At 46.9% G+C, this 15,555-nt stretch carries 18 protein-coding genes and 1 rRNA gene; 7 read left to right on the top strand and 12 right to left on the bottom strand.

Annotation, left to right across the window (positions count from 1 at the left end):
• The 4 genes from GLV97_RS17110 to GLV97_RS17100 form a co-directional block, all read right to left on the bottom strand.
• Positions 1-89 (bottom strand): 16S ribosomal RNA (locus GLV97_RS17110); the annotation flags it as partial.
• A gap of 721 nt (positions 90-810) precedes the next feature.
• Positions 811-1,611: an SDR family NAD(P)-dependent oxidoreductase gene (locus tag GLV97_RS17105; protein ID WP_160890176.1), complete on the bottom strand. Its 801-nt coding sequence runs from the start codon at positions 1,609-1,611 to the stop codon at positions 811-813.
• A gap of 190 nt (positions 1,612-1,801) precedes the next feature.
• The gene (locus GLV97_RS19855) at positions 1,802-1,954 is read right to left on the bottom strand and encodes a hypothetical protein (RefSeq protein WP_202409808.1); all 153 of its coding nucleotides are present in this window, start codon (positions 1,952-1,954) and stop codon (positions 1,802-1,804) included.
• A gap of 252 nt (positions 1,955-2,206) precedes the next feature.
• Positions 2,207-2,986: a LysM peptidoglycan-binding and 3D domain-containing protein gene (locus GLV97_RS17100; protein ID WP_160839807.1), complete on the bottom strand. Its 780-nt coding sequence runs from the start codon at positions 2,984-2,986 to the stop codon at positions 2,207-2,209.
• A gap of 261 nt (positions 2,987-3,247) precedes the next feature.
• Between GLV97_RS17100 and GLV97_RS17095 the strand changes: the two genes are divergently transcribed.
• Positions 3,248-4,300, top strand: coding sequence for a class I SAM-dependent methyltransferase (locus GLV97_RS17095; protein WP_160842414.1), 1,053 nt, complete (start codon positions 3,248-3,250; stop codon positions 4,298-4,300).
• Between the two features lie 43 nt (positions 4,301-4,343).
• On the opposite strand, the gene GLV97_RS17090 is transcribed toward GLV97_RS17095, so the two are convergent.
• The gene (locus GLV97_RS17090) at positions 4,344-5,108 is read right to left on the bottom strand and encodes a MerR family transcriptional regulator (protein ID WP_160839735.1); all 765 of its coding nucleotides are present in this window, start codon (positions 5,106-5,108) and stop codon (positions 4,344-4,346) included.
• Positions 5,109-5,296: 188 nt separating this feature from the next.
• Between GLV97_RS17090 and GLV97_RS17085 the strand changes: the two genes are divergently transcribed.
• Positions 5,297-5,767 carry a DinB family protein gene (locus GLV97_RS17085; protein ID WP_160839736.1) on the top strand — a complete coding sequence of 157 codons (471 nt, stop codon included), beginning with the start codon at positions 5,297-5,299 and terminating at the stop codon, positions 5,765-5,767.
• Positions 5,768-6,173: 406 nt separating this feature from the next.
• Here the strand turns inward: GLV97_RS17085 and GLV97_RS17080 are convergent, their stop codons facing one another.
• Positions 6,174-7,079 (bottom strand): formate/nitrite transporter family protein, encoded by a 906-nt coding sequence (locus GLV97_RS17080; RefSeq protein WP_160839737.1) that lies wholly within the window; start codon positions 7,077-7,079, stop codon positions 6,174-6,176.
• A 120-nt stretch (positions 7,080-7,199) separates the two neighbouring features.
• Between GLV97_RS17080 and GLV97_RS19850 the strand changes: the two genes are divergently transcribed.
• Together GLV97_RS19850 and GLV97_RS20050 are read left to right on the top strand one after the other, a co-directional pair.
• Entirely contained in the window at positions 7,200-7,373 is a 174-nt protein-coding gene (locus GLV97_RS19850) for a hypothetical protein (RefSeq protein ID WP_202410670.1), read from the top strand.
• A gap of 104 nt (positions 7,374-7,477) precedes the next feature.
• Positions 7,478-7,726 (top strand): transposase, encoded by a 249-nt coding sequence (locus tag GLV97_RS20050; RefSeq protein ID WP_423784977.1) that lies wholly within the window; start codon positions 7,478-7,480, stop codon positions 7,724-7,726.
• 174 nt (positions 7,727-7,900) lie between these two features.
• Here the strand turns inward: GLV97_RS20050 and GLV97_RS17075 are convergent, their stop codons facing one another.
• The 3 genes from GLV97_RS17075 to GLV97_RS17065 are packed head-to-tail and all read right to left on the bottom strand — an operon-like array spanning position 7,901 to position 10,223.
• Positions 7,901-8,344 carry a DUF4064 domain-containing protein gene (locus GLV97_RS17075; RefSeq protein ID WP_160842412.1) on the bottom strand — a complete coding sequence of 148 codons (444 nt, stop codon included), beginning with the start codon at positions 8,342-8,344 and terminating at the stop codon, positions 7,901-7,903.
• An 18-nt stretch (positions 8,345-8,362) separates the two neighbouring features.
• Entirely contained in the window at positions 8,363-9,313 is a 951-nt protein-coding gene (locus GLV97_RS17070) for an ABC transporter permease (protein ID WP_160839739.1), read from the bottom strand.
• Positions 9,306-10,223: an ABC transporter ATP-binding protein gene (locus GLV97_RS17065; protein ID WP_160839740.1), complete on the bottom strand. Its 918-nt coding sequence runs from the start codon at positions 10,221-10,223 to the stop codon at positions 9,306-9,308. The genes GLV97_RS17070 and GLV97_RS17065 overlap by 8 nt, the downstream gene beginning before the upstream one ends.
• Positions 10,224-10,396: 173 nt before the next feature.
• Here GLV97_RS17065 and GLV97_RS17060 point away from each other — a divergent pair, with 173 nt between their 5' ends.
• Together GLV97_RS17060 and GLV97_RS17055 are read left to right on the top strand one after the other, a co-directional pair.
• Entirely contained in the window at positions 10,397-11,533 is a 1,137-nt protein-coding gene (locus GLV97_RS17060; protein ID WP_160839741.1) for a conserved virulence factor C family protein, read from the top strand.
• Between the two features lie 15 nt (positions 11,534-11,548).
• Positions 11,549-11,977, top strand: coding sequence for a BrxA/BrxB family bacilliredoxin (locus tag GLV97_RS17055; RefSeq protein ID WP_160839742.1), 429 nt, complete (start codon positions 11,549-11,551; stop codon positions 11,975-11,977).
• 162 nt (positions 11,978-12,139) lie between these two features.
• Here the strand turns inward: GLV97_RS17055 and GLV97_RS17050 are convergent, their stop codons facing one another.
• Positions 12,140-13,318 carry an MFS transporter gene (locus GLV97_RS17050; RefSeq protein WP_160839809.1) on the bottom strand — a complete coding sequence of 393 codons (1,179 nt, stop codon included), beginning with the start codon at positions 13,316-13,318 and terminating at the stop codon, positions 12,140-12,142.
• A gap of 255 nt (positions 13,319-13,573) precedes the next feature.
• On the opposite strand from GLV97_RS17050, the gene GLV97_RS17045 reads away from it, so the two are divergent.
• On the top strand, positions 13,574-13,786 hold the full coding sequence (locus GLV97_RS17045) for a hypothetical protein (RefSeq protein WP_160839743.1): 213 nt from the start codon (positions 13,574-13,576) through the stop codon (positions 13,784-13,786).
• A 38-nt stretch (positions 13,787-13,824) separates the two neighbouring features.
• On the opposite strand, the gene mscL is transcribed toward GLV97_RS17045, so the two are convergent.
• Both mscL and GLV97_RS17035 read right to left on the bottom strand, forming a co-directional pair.
• Positions 13,825-14,316 (bottom strand): large conductance mechanosensitive channel protein MscL, encoded by a 492-nt coding sequence (gene mscL / locus GLV97_RS17040; protein ID WP_160839744.1) that lies wholly within the window; start codon positions 14,314-14,316, stop codon positions 13,825-13,827.
• 63 nt (positions 14,317-14,379) lie between these two features.
• Positions 14,380-15,504 (bottom strand): IscS subfamily cysteine desulfurase, encoded by a 1,125-nt coding sequence (locus tag GLV97_RS17035; RefSeq protein ID WP_160890175.1) that lies wholly within the window; start codon positions 15,502-15,504, stop codon positions 14,380-14,382.
• Between the last annotated feature and the right edge of the window lie 51 nt (positions 15,505-15,555).

Genomic DNA, 15,555 nt, shown 5'->3' with positions numbered 1-15,555 from the left:
AAGGGATCCGCTCGCTTCCCGCGCTCGACTTGCATGTATTAGGCACGCCGCCAGCGTTCGTCCTGAGCCAGGATCAAACTCTCCATAAAAGTAGTTTGACTTGCTCATCTGCACACCGAATGTGCTTGTTTCAAATTCCTTCATTAAAGAAGAAATGTTTTGACGTACTGGTTGGTTCGTTCAGTTTTCAAAGATCAAATGTTGTCTGCCGTTTGAAAACAGCGACTTAATCATCTTATCATGTGTTGATTTTCATGTCAACAACTTTTTTGATGAAGTTGAGAAAGCGTTGTTGCTGTCGTTTTTGGCGACAAATACTAGTTTATCACGCCGGGTTGTTAATGTCAACAACTTTTTTGTGATTTGTTTCGGCGTCTTTCAACACCGCATCGCTCTTTTAAAGCGACAATTAACAATTTATCACGCATGGTTATTGAAGTCAATAACTTTTTCGTGTTTTTTCACGGCGTCTTTCGCTCCGCTGAGCCGCTCTCAATGCGGCGTTTAATAATATACCACGCTCCATTCCTGTAACACAAGAGGGATTTTCATATTTTCAAAGATTCACCGACACCAAACCGGCCCACTATTCCGACGCCCACAAAAAAACGTGCTGGGATCAGCACGTTTCAATATCTTCCTTTTCGTTTTCTCATAAACTTCTTAATCAGCGGATAAACGATCGGACCATACTTAGCAACTTTACGAATCAGTCGACCCATTGCAGTCACTCCTTTTCTATTTTGTAGGCTGTTACTCTTCTATTCCCATTTTACGCCTCTGAAAAACAAAGGTATGGAGAACCGGGCATTACCTCATCACCGTTCCACCAGATATCTTCAGCGACTCTCCGACAATATTCTCTGAAGCAGGGGTTAGCAGATAGACGATCGACCTTGCGACTTCCGCGGCGCTGCTTAACCTCCCGGAAGGTATCCCCTGCTCTGCACGCGCCCGCTGCTCTTCGTAGCTTCTTCCTTCTCTTTCCCCTTTCGAGCGGATAGATTCCTGCCCCATTGAAGTATCTACATAACCCGGACAGACCGCATTTACACGTATTCCATGTTCAACAGCTTCAAAAGCGAAGGACTGGGTGAAAGCGATAACTGCAAATTTGGAGGCGCTGTAAGCTGTATTGCTGTGCGTCCCCCTTAAACCTGAAAGGGAAGATACGTTCACAATAGACCCTTTTCCATTCGGCTTCATTACCTGATAGGCTTCCTGAGTGAAAAGGACTGTGGAAAAATAATTCAATTCCATAACTTCGCGCATCTTTTCCTCACTGAGGTCTTCCAGCGGACCTCCTCCAATAACCCCGGCAGAGTTCACCACCCCTGTAACCGGACCGATTGCCTGACCGGCATCATGCACAACCCTTTTCCGGTCTTCTGCCTGATTCAGGTCGGCTCCACTTACATAAATCTGGGCCGATCCATTGATGCTTGAACATTCCTCTCTCAACGAAGCCAGTTTATCTTCATCTCTTCCAGTAATCGTCACGTGCCCTCCTGCCCGGACAATTTCTTTCGCTGTTTCATAACCGATTCCGCCTGTAGCGCCCGTTACAATAATATGTTCACCCTTCAGGGCTTCTTTAGAAAATATGTTCATCCTTGTCCGCCTCCTTGTGACTAAACCATTACCGCAGCGCAGCAGACCTAAACCTTTCCATAAAAAAATCAGCGCCTATTGACTGATTCCGTCAAATAAGCGCTGATCCATGGGACTCTATTCTTCAAGTAGTCAGCCATGTTGATTCGTTTCATATTTCTTCTCATAGCTACCTTCACCACGTCTGAAGTTATTTACGTTTGTTCTGCTTACGGAAAGAGAAAAGTACCTTTCCACTCCGTGTGCGTTTTACCCCTTTACCTTTTTCCTGTGCCTGACCTTCAGGGCTGTTTTTGTAGTCCTGATCGAACAACTCACGGGCTTTTGAATAGAGCAGAGTCATCGTGGTGTCCTCCTTTTCTTTTTAGGATATGAAATGATTCCTCTTGATATTATTAGTAAAACGACGTTAATGCAAGCAAAATTTATGTTTTATAGCATTTTTTCTATGACATCCAATTATATCGGGAATCATCCTTACTCAACGGTTTCCGCTGTGTTTGATTTTTAAACGTATTTTCGTTAATTGGGGCATGTTTTTTCTAAAATTTGTATAAAAAAACCGACCCTGAACCAGGGCCGGTTTTTCTCTATATTATTCATAAACTTTTACTTCTACAGATTTACGTCCGAAATCAAGGGCATCAGAACGGTCTTCCATATAGACGTCGATACGGTTACCTTGGATCGCACCACCAATATCGCCGGCTACAGCCTTGCCGTAACCTTCTACATATACTTCTGTACCTAGTGGAATCACATCAGGGTCGACAGCGATCACTTTCTGATCCGGATTGGCTCTAAGGTCAATCCCTGTTGCTGTCGTACCGGAGCAGCCTTCACAAAAGGCTGTATAAGCTGTCGCTTCCATTGTCATCGTTTTAACGGCTTCGTCACCGCCGGCAGGGTCGGCTGATGTCTGTTCAGCTTCCGCCTCTTGATCCGTCGTATTATTGTCAGGCGCACTTTGTTCTGTAGATGTTTCTACAGCTGACCCCTGAAGAGAAAGCTCTTCGCCAGGATAGATTAGATGGGAATCAATATTATTCCAGGCTTGAAGCTGTTCTACACTTACCCCGTTTTGCTGACCAATACTGAATAGTGTGTCGCCGGAAACCACTTTGTGGACATCACTGGATGAGGAAGCCTGTCCATTATTATTTCCGCCGTTCACGGTCAGTGTCTGGTTAGGGAAGATTAAGTTAGAGTTTAATTCGTTGTTGTCTTTTATATCTTGCACGGACACATTATGGTCTTGGGCTATGCCCCAAAGTGTGTCTCCTTTATTAACTGTAACTTCTTCTGCACTTACCGCTGTTGCTGTTACCGCCGAAACCGATGCGACCGCCGCCAAAGAAACAATAGTTTTTTTCATCATGATTCAATTTCCTCCTTGGTAAACAGTCTCGCTCAGCTCTCGGCTAAGCGCTGCTTTAAAATCACAAGACCTACTTTAACACGTACAGCCAGGATTCCAATAACAGAAGAGCAACAAATACGTTTCATAGATTACAAGGACTTTACCTGTTTGTAATATATAGAAGGAAGCAGGATTCCCATATAATGAAGCGAAATATTGTAAACGGTTACAAAAATCGGTATAGTAAACCCAACGATGAAAAAGGTGGGATTATTGATGAAGGAAGCGGCGCTCGAAAACCGGTCATCCAAGCCGTACCATGAGGAGGATATCGGAAAAACAACAGTCCATCCCCAGTATCGAGTTGATCTCAGGAAGTATTCGGAGAAGGAATACAACAAGTTCGTCCGCGTCAATACAGTATCCGACTGGTCCATGCTGTCCTGGCAGGACATCGGAAAACCTTTTGAAGTTAAAAAATACGCCAAAGAACGTGAAGCATGGGAGAAAACCCATGAAAAAGCGATGGACCCTCATACATCTTGGACCTATTTCAACAGGGCCTTCCATGAGTGGTTCATGAAAGATGTGCCCCTGGAAAAAGACCGGACAAAACAGGAATTCCTGAGCAGCCTCCGGTCCTTCCAGCCCTCTGAGGTCAGTCACGCGCTCGGTAATCTTGTACAGCTGCATTTATGGAATTACGTTCACCGGATCCAGGACGGAATCTGGGATCCACGGGGAAAAAGAGCCCTTTTTCAAGGACTGCTTGTCCATCGTCCCCGGATTCTCTTTCTAGGAGCCGCAGAGGGATATGAAGCCATGCAGCTGGGCGCCATGTATCCCGGTGCTGAGATCGTTATGGTTGATTACGATGAATACTGTAAAACGACACGGTTTGCTGAGTTTCCGGAAAGCTACCCCTTTCTCGGCCACAACCCTAAAACAGGTCAGGATAAAATCATCTATAAGGATGACTTGAACATTGAATATGTGGTCGATGATATCCGGAACCTTCCTTATGGAAAAGAGTTTGACATTGTACTTTCGGTTGGTCTGCTGGAACATTTCCCCGATGAATATAAACAGGAAGCGGTGGACTGGCACAGGCGTTTTTTGAAAGACAACGGCTATGCTGTTCTTACGACCCCGAGGAACCAGCTCCGCTCCCGCTTGTATTATCATGTGATGGCTGACGTGATGAATCACACTTACAGAGAATTGATGACCGTTGAGCAGATGGGCTTATATATGTATGAGAACGGCTTCGACATCCTCAGACATGGTTATATTAAAGTTCATAACGGCTTGATCTGCCGGCCGAGATAAAAAAATAAGATGGAAGCTGCCCGGATAGGCGGCCTCCATCATCTCAAGAGGAGAAACGGTCACAATAAATGTCGATGGCTTCTTTGAGGAAGACGGCATACCCTTCTCCCCATTGATCCAGGTTTTTCTTAAATCTCGGGTCATGCACGTACATACTTCCGAGCCCTTGAAAGATTTCAAGGGTGCAGGGATAAAAATAGGTCGTGATATGTCTGCGCTTTTCATCCACCAGCCGCTGCACTTCCGGATCATCCGGACCATCTTTCATTCCTGCTGACAGGCTGCGGTCAATCTCCATGCTTTCCTCCTGGATTTTTTTCCAGTCCTCATCCTTATACTGATCTGTCCTTCGTTTAGATTCTTTATAGGCGTCCATATGGCCCCAGCGTCCTTCCACCTCTTTTGCATACTGCTGTTGATGCTTTTCAATTTCCTTTTTGTTAAAGGGCCTGAACCTGTCTTCATTCGTCATCACTTTACCTCCTTGCAGGGAATTCAGAGATTGATCGACAGACATGATCAGCTTTTCCAGCCGTTCCTTTTTCTTCAATAGTACAGCTTTATGCTGACGAAGGGCCTCCGCTTCATTGAAGTCCGGGTTTTCGAGGATCTGCTGAATCCTGGTCAGCGGCAGGTCCATCTCTTTGAAAAAAAGAATCTGCTGCATCCTCTTCACCTCATCTTCTCCATAAAACCGATAACCTTTTTCGTTCGTCCATTTCGGTGTGAGCAGCCCGATATCGTCGTAGTGATGCAGCGTGCGGATACTGGTCCCTGTCAGATCCGCCATTTCCTTCACTTTGTACATCGATCATCACCTCCTCTTTAACCATAAGCGCTCACGCAGCGTGAGAGTCAATCGTTTTTATGAAATATAGGTACTGAAAAACTCCTCACATTTCGTCGTTCTATGTAGTTTTTCACCTCAACAAGGAATTCAGACAGAATCCGCAGAAGTAAAACATGAAATACCATTACAAATGAGGTTGTGTTCTTATGAATATGTATTGTCAAAGTGCGTTTCATCAGTTGGAAGTAGTCATCGCCTCCCTTTCTGAAATTATTGGCCAGCTTACAGAAGAAGACATGCAGTTAAGACCGACCCGGGGGAAATACTCCATCGGCGAACTGCTCGCTCATATCGCAACCATTCCAGCTGCCGACGGATACATAACAGAAGGGGCCTCTAAGGAAAAGATGGAGAGATTCTACGAAACGGTCAACATGAAATCGAAAGACGAGATCCTTGATCACCTCTTTCATAATTTCGCTCAGTTGAAAGCCCAGTTTGAATATTATACAGAAGAAGAACTGCAGGAAGAGACGACTTCCTGGTGGGACGTGCGCTACACACGGTATGAATGGCTCGTCCAGATCGTCGCCCATATGTACCATCACCGCGGCCAGCTTCAGGCCATGCTGGTGCATTCCTATAACAAAGACCTTGAAGTGCTGTTATTTGAGTAGATAGAAGCTTGTGATCAAAGGCTTGATCACAAGCCGCCTGCCCGGGACCCGGATTTAATTCACTATTCTTCGCTTCCATTTTTCACGGTTCTTCAACCCTTTGTTTGAAATTCTCACTGTTTTAAATGAAAAAAGAGTGATTTTCTTTTATAAATCAAAGAAAATCACTCTTTTTAGATGAGACGCCGTTGATTCCACGATCAGTGTTCGATGGTGACGCCTGCGGGAACAGCGCGAGCTGAAGATCCGCTTGCTCAAATGATCTTCTTGACCAAGTGAGCTGAGGCCGTGCCCGCGGCAGGCATCCATCGACAAGCGATTCGAGAGAATCAAAAACGACCTTTAACCACTTCTCTTGATAGGAAGGAGTTTTTCAGCGGCCTCGGTTGCAGCGGGGGGGTTTTTCTTACTTATTCTTTGAACCATTGTTTCTTCCAAGTGTTGTCTGAATATCTTCCTTGTAGGCATAGGAAAACAGCAGCGACACGAGAATTCCTCCTCCAATCAAGTTCCCGATACTGGCGGGAAGCAGGTTGAGTAAGATATATTCATACCATGTATATTGATCTGAAAGAAGAAAGCCCATGCTGAAATAACCCATATTTGCTGCACTGTGTTGGAAGTTACCAGCGACAAACAGGATAACCGGCAGCATCGTACCCAGAATTTTCCCTGTAATATCACGGGCAGCCGTGGTCAGGAACGCTGCCATACCGATCAGCCAGTTGGCCAGTACACCGGAAATCAGAATCTGGAACCAACCTTTCCATCCATGATCAAGAAATTTCATCTTATGATCCAGATACATGGACAACTCCGTATTAAACGTACTGGATAAGGATCCGGACATATAGATAAGGACAGCAACCATAAAGGCACCGAGAATATTACCGATATAAGAAGATAACCAGAATTTATAAATGTTCCTGCTCATCAAACCCTGTTTGTTAAATAAGTATGAAGGCAGAAGAACGTTAATTTCTGTGAACAACACTGCTCCGGAGATGAAAACCATCGAGTACCCTGCGGCAAATCCCAGACCGGATAACAAGTGGTAGATGCCTTTCGTTTCCACTCCAACAGCAAGAAGAATGGAGAATACCGCGCCAAACGTCATAAAAGACCCGGCTGTTAAAGCAAGCAGAAACTGGGCCCGGAACGGCTTATTTAAGTGATCCCTTCCCTTTTCCCCGAATTCGTCGACAATCTGGGATGGAATATAGAACTGCCGGCCGGGCCGGTCTATTTTCTTTCCATTTTTTATTTCTTCATGCTCTTCCTGTTCTTCCACGTGATCCTCTTCCCTGCTCATGACTCATCCCTCCAATGATTAGTGCATTCCCCTTTCTGAAAAATCATAATCCCTGCATAACAAATTCTCCCTGTGAAAAAGTAAGCAGAGTATGATCTTTATGGAAGGATGGGTTCAGCTATGACGCAGGATAAATTGTGCCTTGCCTGTAACGGTGATGGGCTTTTGATAGATGATGAGGAATGGCGTTACACGTGCCGGATTTGCGGAGGCAGCGGGTTTCAACCCCAGCATGGACGAGTATATGACCGGCAGACCATCGAAGTCGACGGACAAAACCGCTGTATGGACTGAAAAAAGCACAGCCGCGGCTGTGCTTTGGCTGTAGAAAAAGCCTGAGTTAACCAGTTCGAGTTGTCCATTTGTCGCGTAAAGGGTCACATTCCGCTTGTTGGTGGATGAATGCCGCGGGCACGGCCTCACCACCGAACGCTCCTCGTGCCGACATTCGCATATATAGGAGAGATTCTGCCCTATGCAGGTTCGCAGATTACAAAGAACGGCATGGGCTGCGCTGTTGCCGCCTGCGTGGAAAAGAAAAAGGGAAAGCGCAGGCGCTGATGACAGCTGCCTGCCGGAATATGAAAAGGACTGTCCTCCCTCCTGCAAGGGTGAGCGGGGTGAAAGAGGGTCTTTTTCGATTTTAAAGAATCCCCAAGGAGCAGCCCCTTCCACTTCTGCGGAAGAACGAGTGGCCCGAGATCCCCGAGCATGGGTTTTGTGAGGAAGCTCGGGCGCGGAAAGGGAAGGGGCTTACGCTCCCGGCGGTAAAAAATAAAAAAGCTTGTAAAGAAACAGGGGTTTCTTTACAAGCTTTTTTATTAATAATCAATCGTGCCGCCATCTTCAACCGTGGATTTTTTCTTACGTACAAGAGCAACAATACCTGCAATCAGGAAGGGTGCAGCTCCGAACAGTCCAAGACCGAATGTAGCAAATGTAAACACAATCGCTGTAATGATCAGAATGATACCGGCGGCTTTCGGCTTCTTATCCCCTTTAAGGAAGAAAATGGCCAGTATTCCAAGACCGATGGCAATCAATGCAGCAACAATAATAACAATACTCACTGTTCCTACCATATCAATGATTTGGTTAACATTCAGGCCCTGCATATTCATGTCCTGAGAATTCACGGCTCTTTCTATTTCAGCTTGAAAGGCTTGATTTTCTTTAGCATTCAACATAATCCCTGAAAAAATCACCGGCAGTCCGAACAGGACAATACCGATAACCGTAAGGACAATTTCTGCTGTTCGTTTCATATCCAATTCCTCCTTCAATTATGATCCAGCGACATCGCGCTTCGTGAAAAATATCCAGGATAATAGCAGGAATACTATATAATATACCGCTAAAACCGTTATAGAAAACCCGAGAGTCAGGTCGGAGATGATCGGTGATCCTTCCACAAACTGGTTCAAGTTCGTATTAGCGAAAAGAATAAATTTCGCCCATTCTTTTTCAATGAGGAAGAAAATGACGGAACTCCCAGCCATCATTAAGAAAATGCTCAAACCAATAGCAAGAGAGGTATTCCGGAATATAGCAGCAATCATGAACGCAAAAGTCGTCATGATGGTTAATTCAATAAGACTCAAGCCATATTTCAAAAGCGAAAAGGAAAGCAGGCCGGCGTCCTGAAATTCACCGTTCTGTTGATACACATGGGGTTGTGAAAAACCGTCCATTCCAAACAAAGCCGCGCCCGTAATCAAAGAGAATACATACAAAAACACCATCATAGCCAAAGTGTATGTAAGCACCGTCACATATTTGGACAATAAAATTTTCAGACGGGACAGCGGCCGGATCAACAACAATTTGATCGTACCCCAACGGAATTCATTCGCTACAATACCGGCACCAACAATAATGGCAAACAACCCGACAAGTCCGGATAGGCCGAGATTATCTCCAACGAAATCCCACCCGTTATAAGCTGTCGGTGCAATGTCATTTTCAATCCGATACTGGTTTTCCTGAACATTCTGGTACCCTGGATACTTCAGATCCTCCTGGGAGCCCTCCATAAGCTGGGCATTCTGTTCCTGCAGCTCCTGCTTCCAATTGTCCCCGTTGGGCACTTCGCCGTTTGTAAAGGCTGCATCCACTTTAAAGAGTATACCAGCCCCTAGTACCAAAACAGCCAGAATGGCCATCATAATCCAGGTGGACTTTTGGTGGAACAGCTTCATCCATTCATTTCTGACTAATTGAAAAAAATTACTCAACAGCTCCCTCTCCAATCAAATCTAAGAATTTATCTTCGAGCGTAGAAGTGTGGATATTCACACCATAGATCCGGATGCCTTTTTGAACGAGTTCGGAAACGACATCAGGAATCGCCTCTTTCGCCATTTGGACGGTCAACGTCTCTTCTCCTGCTTCCACGTCCTTTCCAGTGAGCTCTTTCAAGACTGTGGCACTTTGATCTACCGGCGAGGCCGTGAATACCACTTCGACATCCTCCCGCTGCTGTGTTTCATGAACCATTTGAATGGAAATCAGCTCGCCATTTTTTATGACACCCATCCGGTCACACATCATTTCCATCTCGGATAGGATGTGACTGGAAACGATGACAGCCACTCCTTCTTCTTCTGCAAGTTTTCTTATGTAGGCGCGTATTTCCCTGATCCCCGAAGGATCCAGTCCATTGGTCGGTTCGTCAAGAATCAAAACAGAAGGGTTGTGGAGAAGAGCCTGGGCAATACCGAGCCGCTGCCTCATTCCGAGGGAATACTTTCCCGCTTTTTCTTTGATTCGTTTTTCGAGTCCGACAAGCCGGACCACCTCATGAATCCTCTCTTCTGTAATTCCAGGCATCATCCTTGCATAGTGGACGAGGTTCTTCCATCCACTCAGAAACGGATACATTTCCGGATTTTCAACGATGGCCCCGACATGGCGGATTGCCTGCTTGAAATCTCTGCTGATGCTGTGCCCTTTAATGACCACATCGCCTTCCGTCATCTGAATCAATCCAACCATCATCCGGATGGTCGTCGTCTTTCCGGCCCCGTTCGGCCCGAGGAACCCGAAAACCTCTCCAGCATGAATTTCAAAATCCAATCCTTTAATGATCTCTTTTTTGCCGATCGTCTTTTTTACATTTTTCAGCTGCATGACTGCTTCTGACATTTCTGCCCCTCCTTTTTCTCTACTATTCATACGTTCTTTTTTTCCAAATGGTTTCATTTTTTACCCTTCCTTCTTTTGTCAGAACAAATGAAGAAACAGGAGAGGGATTTTTGGAAGCCGCTGCTTATCTTTGGTAAAATGGGACAATAAGCAACGTTTAGGGGGAATGTTGAATGAAAATTGTTTCGATTGAACCGACACCCAGTCCGAACTCCATGAAGATTAACTTAAGTGAGACACTCCCGGACGGCGAAACGCATAACTACAAAAAAGACGATGACCTTGATCAGTCACCGGCTTTCATCAAGCAGCTTTTTGCTGTAGAAGGCGTCAAGGGGGCCTATCATGTCACGGACTTTATAGCCCTCGAAAGAAATGCACGTGTGTCCTGGGAAGCCATCCTTCCACAAGTTCGTGAAGTCTTTGGCGAAGCAGAAGCTGCAGACGGGACCGAAGAACCGGCTCAGCCGGACGAGCATTTCGGTGAAGTACGCGTTTTCATCCAAATGTTCAAAGGACTTCCGATGCAGGTGAAGCTCGAAGAAGGAGATGAGGAAAAACGCGTGGGACTTCCTGAACGCTTTATGGAAGCGGCTATGAAAGCCTCTCCCGCCTCTCCGAACATGATAATGGAGCGCAAGTGGGTGGAGCAGAGCCCCCGTTATGGCGATATCCAGGAAATCGGCGTCCAGGTACAAGAAGAAATTTCCGCAAGCTATGATCAAAACCGACTGGAAACGCTCGTTAAACAAGCGTTTGATGAGGAGATCCCTGTCGAAGATCAAGAGGCCAAACAAGGCGGGATCACTTTGGAGACGCTGGATCATGAGGATTGGAAGGTCCGTTATGCGGCGCTCGACCGCATGAATCCAACCGCCGGCGATTACCGGATTCTCGATAAAGCCCTCGATGATGAGAAGGCATCGATCCGCAGGCTCGCAACTGCCTATCTTGGTATGATTGAGGAGCTGGAAACCCTGCCATATCTATATAAGGCGCTCAATGATAAGACCGTTACTGTCCGGCGTACAGCGGGCGACTGCTTATCCGATCTCGGCTTCAAGGAAGCTATGCCTAAAATGATGGAATCCTTACGCGATGCCAACAAGCTTGTCCGCTGGCGTGCAGCGATGTTCCTCTATGAACTCGGAGATGAATCCGCCCTCCCTGCCTTAAGAAAAGCAGCAGATGACCCGGAATTCGAAGTTCGCCTGCAGGTGAATATGGCCATTGAAAGAATCGAAGGCGGAGAAGAAGCTAAGGGTTCTGTGTGGCATCAAATGACACAGGCCACCCAGCAAAAACAATAATAGGAGGTCCACCCCATGAACCCGTATGAGCAGTATATGAAAGAAATATCCCAGCCGATGCGTGATGAACTGACAAACGCCGGCTTTACTGAATTAACGACCCCGGAGGACGTGGATACGTTTATCAGCGAAACGAAGGGAACATCCCTCGTTGTCGTCAATTCCGTATGCGGCTGTGCCGCAGGACTTGCGCGCCCGTCTGCAAAAGAGTCCTTAAATAATGAAAAGGCGCCGGAACATCTCGTGACGGTTTTTGCCGGACAGGACCGCGAGGCGACGGCACGCATGCGTGATTACTTTGAAGGATATGAACCGTCCTCCCCGTCTATGGCTTTATTGAAAGACGGACAGGTCGTCCACTTCATTCCTAGAGAAGACATCGAAGACTATGAAGTGGAAGAAATCACAGCGAACTTGACAAACGCCTACAACGAACATTGCTGAAACGCAGAAAACGCTCACACAAAGAGCGCCGAAGCCTGTAGAGAAACCTTGTGTTTCCCTACAGGTTTTTTATACTTCCAGGAACCCTGACTGCGGTATACGGATGGCCGGCTCCCGGATATCTCCTTCAAAATAAGACATACGCAGGCGCCGGGCATTTTTTTATGCCGTTTTTTGTTTATCCGGCTGAACCAGCTTCCATACAATCACAAACAATACCACACCTGACACACCGGCTGCGATACAGCTGATATTTATATATTCTTTCATCAACAGAGACATCAACGGCGGCCCTGCAGCTACTCCTATAAATCTTGAGGAACTGTAAAACGAGGTGATCGTTCCTCTCTCCTCTTTTTCAATACCTTCTGTAATCAGAGCATCCAGCGTTGGCAGCATCGCTCCAATAGCTGTTCCAAGGACACTCGTCACAATAAGCAGCCATAACAGCTGTTCATGCACGTATCCAGTAAAGACAACACCCCCGGCGGCAGCCACAAGGGAAAAAAGCAGCACCTTTTTCATCACGCGCGTGTCCCCTTTAATTTTCCGGCCGGTCACAAAGGCGGCCATACACAAGGTGAATAAAGGCACAGCAAGCACAAACCCTTTCTTTACACCTTTAATATCGTGCACCTTCTCCAGCATATCGGACATGAAAAAGAGAACGGCAAATAAAACGAGCATGGCGTAAGCGCCAATTAAAAAAACCGGATAAAGCCACGCCCCTTCCCGCTTGAAGATTTCTTTTGTCTTCTGAAGAAACAGCTTCAGCGGCTGCGGGTCCTCTTTCCCGCCTTCAGGAACCTGAATAAAGAAAAAAACCAGCCCGATCGATATCAAACTGAAAAAGGAGATTGAGAAAAACGGCAGAAACCATAAAACGGCTGCAAAAGCCGCTCCCAGGATGGGGCTCAGTACCTTCCCAAACGTATTGGACGTTTCAATGATTCCAAGACAGGAGCTTGCTTTCGCATCATCATCCTTGTACAAGTCCCCCACAAGAGGGAGGATAATAGGGGTCGCTCCTGCCGCCCCCATTCCTTGAAGGACACGGCCGATGGTGATCCATAGAAACGGGTCATCCAGCCTCCAGGAGGCGAAACCGGCAATCAATCCCCCGATGAAAGCCAGAACGAGACTGGGCAGGATGATCATTTTCCTGCCGAAGCGGTCCGATAAATAACCAGCAATAGGGATGAGAATAATGGCGGCAATCGAATAGCTGGTAATGATCGTACTGGACTGGAAAGACGTAATGCCCACTTTCTTTTCAAAAATCGGAAGCACAGGAATTAACATCGAATTGCCAAGCGTCATGACAAGAGGAATGGAAGCCATACTGACGAGACACCAGCTGCTGACTTTGTTTCGCAAAAGGGCACCTCCTACATCTTCATAGTCGTAGGGTGTCCCAAATCAACAAATCCCTTCCTCTCACACTCAGGAAATAAATCCCTCCATAAGCCCCCGGCCTCCGCACCAAATGTGTTTAAATAGCTAGACTTTACCATAATATAACAATTTGTTCAATTTATCTTAACAATCAAGGGGTATCTTGTGGACGTACCTCACTTTTGAAAGGGGAGTTTACTTATGTTGAAAAAATGGTTGTTGGCATTAGGGATGGTCTCTGTTTTAACACTGGCGGCCTGCGGTGGAGAAAGTGAAGAGGAAGGCGGAACAGAAGAGGAACAGACCGAAGAGCAGGACTCCGGTGATACAGGCTCAGAGGATTCCAGTGAAATGGAAGGCGAAAATTCTGAAGAAGGTTCCGAAGAAGAATCTGAAGATGATTCAGCTGAATAACCTACAACATCAAAGGCGCAGTTCACCTGCGCCTTCTTTCATTTGATCCTCCATGTGAGTCCGCGTGACCGGGAGGGATTCCTCTGGTCCTCCAGCGAAGAAGAACAATGGGGACAGATCACCGCCCGGGGCGGGATGGGCAGGCAGCAGTAAGGACATTCTTTTTTAGTCAGTCCATCCAGTGGGTGCTGATGCGGTTTTTTCCAACGGTTCATCTGTCGTACAACGAGGAAAACTGCAAACAAAATAATGATAAACCGGATAAACGCTGTGATAAACAAACCATAATTGATTGTCGCTGCTCCCGCTTCCTTCGCTGCTGCCAGTGAAGGGTAGAACAGCCCGTCCAGACTGATGAACATATTTTCGAAATTCATACTCGAATACAACACACCGATGGGAGGAAGAAGCAGATCGGTCACGAGGGAGTCGATAAAACCACTGAATGCAGCTCCAAGGACCATCCCCACCCCCATATCGACAGCGCTCCCCCGGATGGTGAACTGCTTAAATTCATGAAAGATCCCCATCCTATCCCTCCTTCCCCTCATTGTATGAAAGAAAGAGAGCAGGCATGTCCCATCCCCTCTTTTTCAATCAACCCTCTGCTGCAGATATGGATTCAAATGATGGGCTAGATCCAAAACATCTGTTTCCGAATGCTCATGACTGAAGGATATCCGGATAAAAGACTTCGCCGCCTCTTTTCCGATCCCCATGGCACTTAACGTATAAGAGGGCTTTTGTGAATTCACGCGGCAGGCGGTGCCTGTGGAAAAGAAGTACCCTTTCCGGCTGCCTTCCAGCATCATCCACTGTCCCTCCCACCCCTGAAGCATCAGCCCTGCGATAGGCACAGATTGATGCCTCGTATCTCCCACCAGCTGCCAGCCTTGTGCTGTTAACTGTTCAAAAAAAACCGCTTTTAACTGTTGAGTGTAAGCTGCCCGTGTGTCCAGATGCGTCACAGCCTTTTCCGCCGCTGTGACGAACGCAGCTACTCCCGGTACATCTACGGTCCCCGGCCGCACACCGTTTTCATGATTGACGTTCGGAGTGAGAGGCTGAAAGGACAGCTCCGGACGTATGTATACAGCCCCCACTCCCTTCGGACCATACACTTTATGGCTGGACACCGCGAGACTGTCCACGGTGGAACCGAGGTCGGCTAAAGAGATTTTCCCGAAGGACTGGACGCAGTCACAATGAATTAGAGCCCCGTATTCCCCTGCCATCCGGACCGCTTCTTCGACCGGCTGAATCGATCCGATTTCGCCGTTGACGTGCTGCAGGGCTACGACGGCTGTGTCATCGCACAGGTCTTTTTCCAGATGATCCAGATCAACCTGCCCGTTTGGAAGCAGCGGCGTTTTAGTAACCCTTACTCCACGGTTTTTCATACGCTCTGCGATGTTATGAATAGAAGAATGTTCCCCCCCGCAGATAATCAGGTGGTTCCCCTCTCCTGCACTCATCAGTGCCGACAATCCCAGCTCATTACTTTCTGTTCCCCCACTTGTAAACGCAATTCCCCTGGACTCTGCTTGAAGCAGATCGCCCAGCCGGTTCCGGCAGTGTTCGAGAAGGGACGACGCCTTTGTTCCCGCATCATGCAGACTCCCTGCATTCCCATAATAATAGGTGGATGCATGGACATAAGCTTCTAAGGCTTCCGGATCCACCGGGCTGGTGGCCGCATAATCAAAATATCGATTCATAATCAATCCTCCTGTTCAAAAAACGCTTGCCTTCAGTTTAAAATTATGTGA

The organism is Halobacillus litoralis (assembly GCF_009856355.1).
Classification (GTDB): Bacteria; Bacillota; Bacilli; order Bacillales; family Halobacillaceae; genus Halobacillus; species Halobacillus litoralis_B.
The sequence above is the reverse complement of the archived record's forward strand: the minus strand, read 5'-3'. Positions and strand labels throughout refer to the sequence as shown.